The following is a 5,723-nucleotide window of genomic DNA, read 5'->3' as shown; positions in this document are numbered from 1 at the left end:
ACATGCTGATGCCCGCGCTGGCTCTGGGTGCGGGGTTCGCGGGTTACATCGCGCGGCTCACCCGCACCACGGTGCTCGATGTGCTGTCGCAGGATTACATCCGCACCGCCCGTGCCAAGGGATTGAAGGAGTCGACCATACTGCTCAAGCATGCCCTGCTGAACTCCGTGACGCCGATCGTGTCGGTGATGGGACCACTCACCGCCGGACTGGTGACGGGATCGTTTGTCATCGAATTCATTTTCTCCATTCCCGGCATGGGCAATTACTTCATCACCGCCGTCACCAACCGCGACTATCCATTGATCATGGGTGTGACCCTGGTGTACGCGGTGCTGATCGTGCTGGCTAACATTGCCGTCGACCTGCTGTATGTGAAGCTCGATCCCCGCGTTAAATTGAGTGGAGAAAGGGCCTGATGCGCGCCATGTGGAGCCGGTTTTCCCTGGCTGCAAAACTGAGTGCCTGCTTCCTTGCGGCCATCGCATTGGCGGCGCTGTTCGCGCCGTGGCTGACACCGTTCTCGTTTGAGGAGCAGGACACCCTGAACGCGCTCGCCGCGCCCGATGCGACGCACTGGATGGGCACCGACCGCCTGGGCCGCGATCTGTTTTCGCGCATGTTGTATGGAGCGCGTGTGTCTCTGTTTCTCGGCGTCGGCACCACGCTGATTGCGCTGGTCATCGGCACCGTGTACGGGGCCATTTCCGGTTATATAGGCGGACGCATCGACAATTTCCTGATGCGGGTGGTGGATGTGATTTTTGCCCTTCCCGACCTGTTGCTGATTATCCTGATCATGGTGGTGCTGGGCCGCGGGTTGACCAGTATTTTCCTCGCGCTCACCATGGTGAGCTGGGTGACGGTGGCGCGGCTGGTTCGGGGCGAGGTGCTGCGCATCAAGGAATTCACGTTTGTCGAGGCGGCGCGCGCATTGGGGGCGGGACACCGGCGTATTCTGTTCTCCGAAATCGTGCCCAACCTCTGGGGCGTTTTGATCGTCACGATGACGTTCCGTATCCCCGTAGCGATCCTCGCCGAATCGACGTTGAGTTTCATCGGGCTGGGCATCGCGCCGCCATTCAGCAGTTGGGGCACGCTGGCCAACGACGGCTGGACGGCGATCAAGTTCTACCCGCACCTCATTGTATTTCCTTCACTGGCCATCTTCCTGACCATCCTGGCCTTCAACTTTTTAGGGGAGGGACTGCGCGACCATTTCGATCCTCGGAAGTCGTCTCTGGAAATTAATTGAAGGCCTGTCAGAAAGGGGGTTTTCATTCCGGTCCGGGAGATTTAGAATAGATATAAGACATTGATAAGAATTTAATTAGATACGGAGGGAGCCATCGTTTTCACGCGATTAGAATTGAGGTTGTTTCATGTTGACATCCCACTGAAGTTGATTAAAATACGCAACTCAAGCTGAATGGGCTTGAGTTGGGTTGTATTGAGGACGGTGCACTTTATGTCTCGAATTAAAGCCGACCTGATTTGCGAGATCATTCGCAAATCGCAGACCAATTATTTCGAAAAACAAGGTTGGTCGGATCCTGGTAAGCCAGAAATCAGCGAGCAGTTCGTTCTCGAATGGGTGAAAAATCACGCCAAGCAATACCGTGAGTATTACGTGGCGCAGTTGCAGATGTATTCCACCACACGGCTGGGTGAAATTTTGAAAGCCCTGACTGAGAGTGGAAAGGATCTCACAGATGTCATTCACCGTGCGCCGCAGTTTGCGGAGAAACCCAATTCGGGACCGGTACCCAGATAATTAAAACGCTCTGACTTGATCGATGGCCGATACGAATCCGAAGAACGAAGAGAAGCAACCCGCCGAAGGCAAACCGACCGCTTCGGAATCCACTCCCAAGCCAGATCCCGCGGCCCCGAAACCGGAAGGTGGGGAGAGTGCGTCCGAGAAACCCGCTCCGGCTGCCGTAGCGAAGTCCGCAGCCTCCGCCGGAGCCAAGCCCGCTCCCGCCGCAGGGGCGAAACCGGCCGCGCCGGGAGCGAAACCTGCGGCTGCCAAGCCTGCCGCCAAACCCAAGGTTGAAAAGAAACCGCTCATCGATAACGGCGACGGCACCATCACCGATCCCAACAGCGGGTTGATGTGGAAAAAGACCGACGCGTGGATCGACACCAAAAAATTCTATACCTGGCCGCAGGCTCCCGAATACGTCGACAAGGTCAACAAGGAAAAGTTCGCGGGTCACGACGACTGGCGCATTCCCAGCAAGGCGGAAGCCGCGACGCTGGTGGACAAGACCAAGAAGCACATGGACAAGAACGGAACCGAGTACCCCTTCGACCCGATTTTTGAAATCGGTTGTGCTGCGGTTACGTGGATTACCGAGTGTACCGAGGAAAAAGTGGTCCGTTTCGATTACAAGATCGGCAGTGAGTTCACCTATCCCCCGTGTGAGCTCTGGTCATCCATCCGCGTGGTGCGGAATGCCGAGGGTTACGAAGACGTACCGAAACCGGGAGCCGCTCCGGCGGCGAAACCCGCGCCCAAACCCGGTGCTCCTGCAGCGGGAGTGAAACCGGCGGCCCCGGCGGCAGGTGCGGCCAAGCCCGCGGCACCTGCAGGAGACAAATCGGCAACCCCCGCACCCAAACCCGATGCTCCCGCGGGCGAGAAGGCAGCACCACCCCCTGCGGCAGACAAGCCCAAGCCGACCGAAAGCCAGTCCACTCCTACCGCTTAAAGATACGCTTCCGTTTCTCTAGTTGGAGGACCCTTCCACTTCCCAGCGGAGCTTCCTTTATTTTTCCCTCATCCAGTTCCTCAGGATCTTTGCCGTAGCAGCCGGTTCCCGGTCGACGAAAGCCTCCACCACTTTGCGGATGGCTTCGCCTTCCGTCATGCCTGCCCTGGCCATCATGGTTTCGTCCGGTGAGCGGGATCGGGGGAGTGCAGGGGGGCGCGTTGCACTCGCGGCTTTACGTTTTCTGACCGTGCGGTGCGGGGTTTGCCGCCTGTCCTCTGGAAAAAGCAGGTAGGCCAGGCCGACGGCACAGAGAATGATGATCAGCAGGAAGAGGAAGGGAAGGCTCATTTCCCCGCCTCAAGCCGCGGCTTGGGCAACGCGAAACTTGACGATGAAGTCACCCCGTTTTTTGCTGGTACGTTCGCGGCTTCCCGCTCCGGGAATGCGGTATTCCTCGCCGGTCAGGGTGCCGTCCTCCACCTCGATGGTTTCCTTCCCATCCAATGTTTCGACCTCCAAGGGACCGCCATTTTCCGCGAGTTCGGCAGGGATGGTGATGTCTGCGTAGATATCCGACTGCACGCGGCGAAATCGGGGATGCGGCTGGATGCATACCTTGAGCAACAGGTCACCCGGCGGGCCGCCGTTTCTACCGCATGCGCCTTCACCCTGCAAACGCAGAGTGTACTGATCCGCAACCCCTCCCGGTACGTCCACATTCACCGAGACCGGCTCGACGATGCGTTGAATCCCCTCACAGACCGGGCAGGCGTCCTGGTCGGTATTCAACCCACTACCGTTGCATTCCGGGCAGGTGACGTATTTTTCGTAATGAAAGGGGAGGGTTCCACCCAGCGCTGCCGTGATGAAGGGAATATCCAGCATGAACTGAAGATCGAATCCCTGAGTGGGCATGTCCGGGTCGAACTGCGGTTCCTCATCAAAATCCGGCCGTGGCCCGGCATCACGGAAATCCTCCCGGGGACCCTGCCGGGTGTATTGTCGGGCGTAGTCGTACGCACCCTGCCACGGGTTTCCTCCCCGGTAAGAGCGGCCGCTTCCCCGCGGTGCTCCGGTGCCCTGCGAACGCATCTGGTCATATTGTTTGCGTTTTTTAGAGTCGCTCAGGGTGGTGTAAGCTTCGGAAATCAGTTTGAAGGTTTCTTCCGATTTGGAACTGCCCTGGTTGATATCCGGATGGTGTTTCTTGGCGAGATCCCGGTAGGCTTTTTTGATCTCTTTCATCTTCGCCGCCTTGGTGACGCCGAGGATTTTATAATAATCTTTGGATGCGGAGACGGGCATGGCCGGGATTCCCTTTTAGAGCAGTCTGTGAATACTGTTGTTCATTCTATCCCCATGCGGGAGGCAGTTCAACCCGCGGACCGCCATCGTGGAAGCGCCTTTTCCGAAAATGAGGAGGCCTCCTGTTCCTTTCCGGAGGAAAGCGTTTCGATGATTCGATCTCTCAGTTCCCGGCTGCGAAACGGGTAGAACTGGTCCCGGAGGACGAGGGTGTATACCGCGGCGCCCCCGTGCCGCCGGTCCGGCTGGGGTAGCATGTGGATTTTCTCCGAACCGGCTTTTTCAAGTTCCGAAAACTGGGCGGGACTCCACGTTTCCTGGATCAGGAGCCCTGCAAAATGGACCCGGTTTTCCTTCACCGTTAAGTATCCCACGTCAATGAAGGAAGGCATCATTCCCAATCCCACCCCCGAATGGGGCCGTTGGCCGATCAACATGGCCAGAATCCCGGGTTGGTGGGATCTTGCAGGAAGTTGCTTTGTACGGTTGACGTAAAGCCGGATCAGCCAGTGTGAGTAGTCGAACCATCGGAAGGAAACTGAAAAACTGAAAAGAGCGTTGAAGGCCATCAGAAAATAGTTTGGAAAGATGACGTAGTAAACCATCAAAGCCATGGATACCGCAAGCGCCAGGCTGAGAGACAGGTTCATGAGCACCCCTGTCCAGTAAACGGCAAGCAGCTTGCGTCCGGAGCGTGGCTGGTGTTTCCACAGGTAGTGTTTGCGGAAAATGAGGTAGCACGTTCCCGCGCCCAGGGTGGCGGAAAGGGTTGGAAGGGGAAATATGAACATCAAGAGAATGTACAGTACAAAGAAGAATTCGATCATGATTTTCTATTGTAACGCAGGCCCGGGCAGGGTTGTATAATGAAAGCGGAAGGGGCTTTTTTCGAAAGAAGGTGGTGCGATGTTTCGATGGAAAAGCCTGCTTGCCGGGCTGGTTCTGGCCGGGGTGGCGTTCGGATGTGCTCATCCGATATCCGGTTCCCTGCGCGAACAGACGAACATGGAATTCAGCCTGCAGCGTATCATGCAGAGGCCTGAACATTTTACCGGGGAAAAGGTGGTGCTGGGAGGCATCATTGTCCAGACTCGCAATTACAAAGGGTGGTCGGAGGTCGAGATCATTGAGGTGCCTTTGACCTGGACCGGACGTCTGGACGACCGGGATGAGTCCTCCGGCCGGGTCATCCTGCGGTATGAAGGATTTCTGGAGCCGGAGATTTACAGCAAGGACCGGGAGATTACCGTTGGAGGCACCGTGACCGGATCGAAGACCGGTACCATTGACAATGCAGAATACAAATACGTCGTCGTGAGCGTTGAGGAACTCCGTCTATGGGAGAAAAACGAATACGTTTATTACGGCTACCCCTACTATGGTTATTGGGGATATTGGGGGCCGTACTATTCGCCCGCCTGGTATTACCGTCGGGGGCCTTACTGGTGGTGACAGACATAAAAATTAAAAAGGTGGGGCTTCTGTGTATTTGGGTGCTGGGAATGGGAGGGTGTGCCGGAGTCATCTCTTCCGATCTGGTGAAGGCAAGCAGGCCGCAGGCCCCATTCACAGAAATCCGCAGCACACCCCAGGATCATCTGGGCCGCAATGTGGTCCTGGGCGGAAGCATCCTAAATGTCAAGAAAGAGGGGACAGTGACCGTGGTGGAAGTGCTTCAAAGGCCTTTGGGGCACCATCTGC

9 protein-coding genes are annotated in these 5,723 nt (G+C 56.8%); 6 read left to right on the top strand and 3 right to left on the bottom strand.

All coding sequences use genetic code 11. From position 1 onward, the window contains the following. The 4 genes from TX82_RS15780 to TX82_RS15395 form a co-directional block, all read left to right on the top strand. The coding region (locus TX82_RS15780) for an ABC transporter permease (protein WP_005011041.1) at nt 1-419 on the top strand (419 nt) is incomplete at its 5' end. Continuing rightward, nucleotides 419-1,255, top strand: a complete 837-nt coding sequence (locus tag TX82_RS12185) for an ABC transporter permease (RefSeq protein WP_005011040.1) — start codon at nt 419-421, stop codon at nt 1,253-1,255. The genes TX82_RS15780 and TX82_RS12185, both read left to right, overlap by 1 nt. Nucleotides 1,256-1,468: 213 nt before the next feature. Further along, nucleotides 1,469-1,774, top strand: coding sequence for a hypothetical protein (locus TX82_RS12180; RefSeq protein WP_005011037.1), 306 nt, complete (start codon nt 1,469-1,471; stop codon nt 1,772-1,774). Between the two features lie 22 nt (nt 1,775-1,796). Then, nucleotides 1,797-2,714, top strand: coding sequence for an Lcl C-terminal domain-containing protein (locus tag TX82_RS15395; RefSeq protein WP_005011035.1), 918 nt, complete (start codon nt 1,797-1,799; stop codon nt 2,712-2,714). A gap of 57 nt (nt 2,715-2,771) precedes the next feature. Here TX82_RS15395 and TX82_RS12170 read toward each other — a convergent pair whose 3' ends face one another. The 3 genes from TX82_RS12170 to TX82_RS12160 form a co-directional block, all read right to left on the bottom strand. Beyond that, the gene (locus tag TX82_RS12170) at nt 2,772-3,065 is read right to left on the bottom strand and encodes a hypothetical protein (RefSeq protein ID WP_005011032.1); all 294 of its coding nucleotides are present in this window, start codon (nt 3,063-3,065) and stop codon (nt 2,772-2,774) included. Nucleotides 3,066-3,074: 9 nt separating this feature from the next. Then, nucleotides 3,075-4,022: a DnaJ C-terminal domain-containing protein gene (locus TX82_RS12165; protein WP_005011030.1), complete on the bottom strand. Its 948-nt coding sequence runs from the start codon at nt 4,020-4,022 to the stop codon at nt 3,075-3,077. Nucleotides 4,023-4,090: 68 nt separating this feature from the next. Continuing rightward, nucleotides 4,091-4,849, bottom strand: coding sequence for a hypothetical protein (locus TX82_RS12160; protein WP_005011029.1), 759 nt, complete (start codon nt 4,847-4,849; stop codon nt 4,091-4,093). Between the two features lie 79 nt (nt 4,850-4,928). Here TX82_RS12160 and TX82_RS12155 point away from each other — a divergent pair, with 79 nt between their 5' ends. Together TX82_RS12155 and TX82_RS12150 are read left to right on the top strand one after the other, a co-directional pair. Beyond that, nucleotides 4,929-5,474 carry a Slp family lipoprotein gene (locus tag TX82_RS12155; protein ID WP_005011027.1) on the top strand — a complete coding sequence of 182 codons (546 nt, stop codon included), beginning with the start codon at nt 4,929-4,931 and terminating at the stop codon, nt 5,472-5,474. Beyond that, nucleotides 5,468-5,723: Slp family lipoprotein (locus TX82_RS12150; protein ID WP_042251206.1), on the top strand; the 256-nt coding region annotated here is incomplete at its 3' end. The genes TX82_RS12155 and TX82_RS12150, both read left to right, overlap by 7 nt.

The organism is Nitrospina gracilis 3/211, from assembly GCF_000341545.2.
Taxonomy (GTDB): domain Bacteria; phylum Nitrospinota; class Nitrospinia; order Nitrospinales; family Nitrospinaceae; genus Nitrospina; species Nitrospina gracilis.
The sequence above is the reverse complement of the archived record's forward strand: the minus strand, read 5'-3'. Positions and strand labels throughout refer to the sequence as shown.

Coding starts and splice junctions, on each gene's coding strand:
- TX82_RS12185 (WP_005011040.1), top strand. CDS start 419: ATGCGCGCCATGTGGAGCCGGTTTTCCCTGGCTGCAAAACTGAGTGCC.
- TX82_RS12180 (WP_005011037.1), top strand. CDS start 1,469: ATGTCTCGAATTAAAGCCGACCTGATTTGCGAGATCATTCGCAAATCG.
- TX82_RS15395 (WP_005011035.1), top strand. CDS start 1,797: ATGGCCGATACGAATCCGAAGAACGAAGAGAAGCAACCCGCCGAAGGC.
- TX82_RS12170 (WP_005011032.1), bottom strand. CDS start 3,065: ATGAGCCTTCCCTTCCTCTTCCTGCTGATCATCATTCTCTGTGCCGTC.
- TX82_RS12165 (WP_005011030.1), bottom strand. CDS start 4,022: ATGCCCGTCTCCGCATCCAAAGATTATTATAAAATCCTCGGCGTCACC.
- TX82_RS12160 (WP_005011029.1), bottom strand. CDS start 4,849: ATGATCGAATTCTTCTTTGTACTGTACATTCTCTTGATGTTCATATTT.
- TX82_RS12155 (WP_005011027.1), top strand. CDS start 4,929: ATGTTTCGATGGAAAAGCCTGCTTGCCGGGCTGGTTCTGGCCGGGGTG.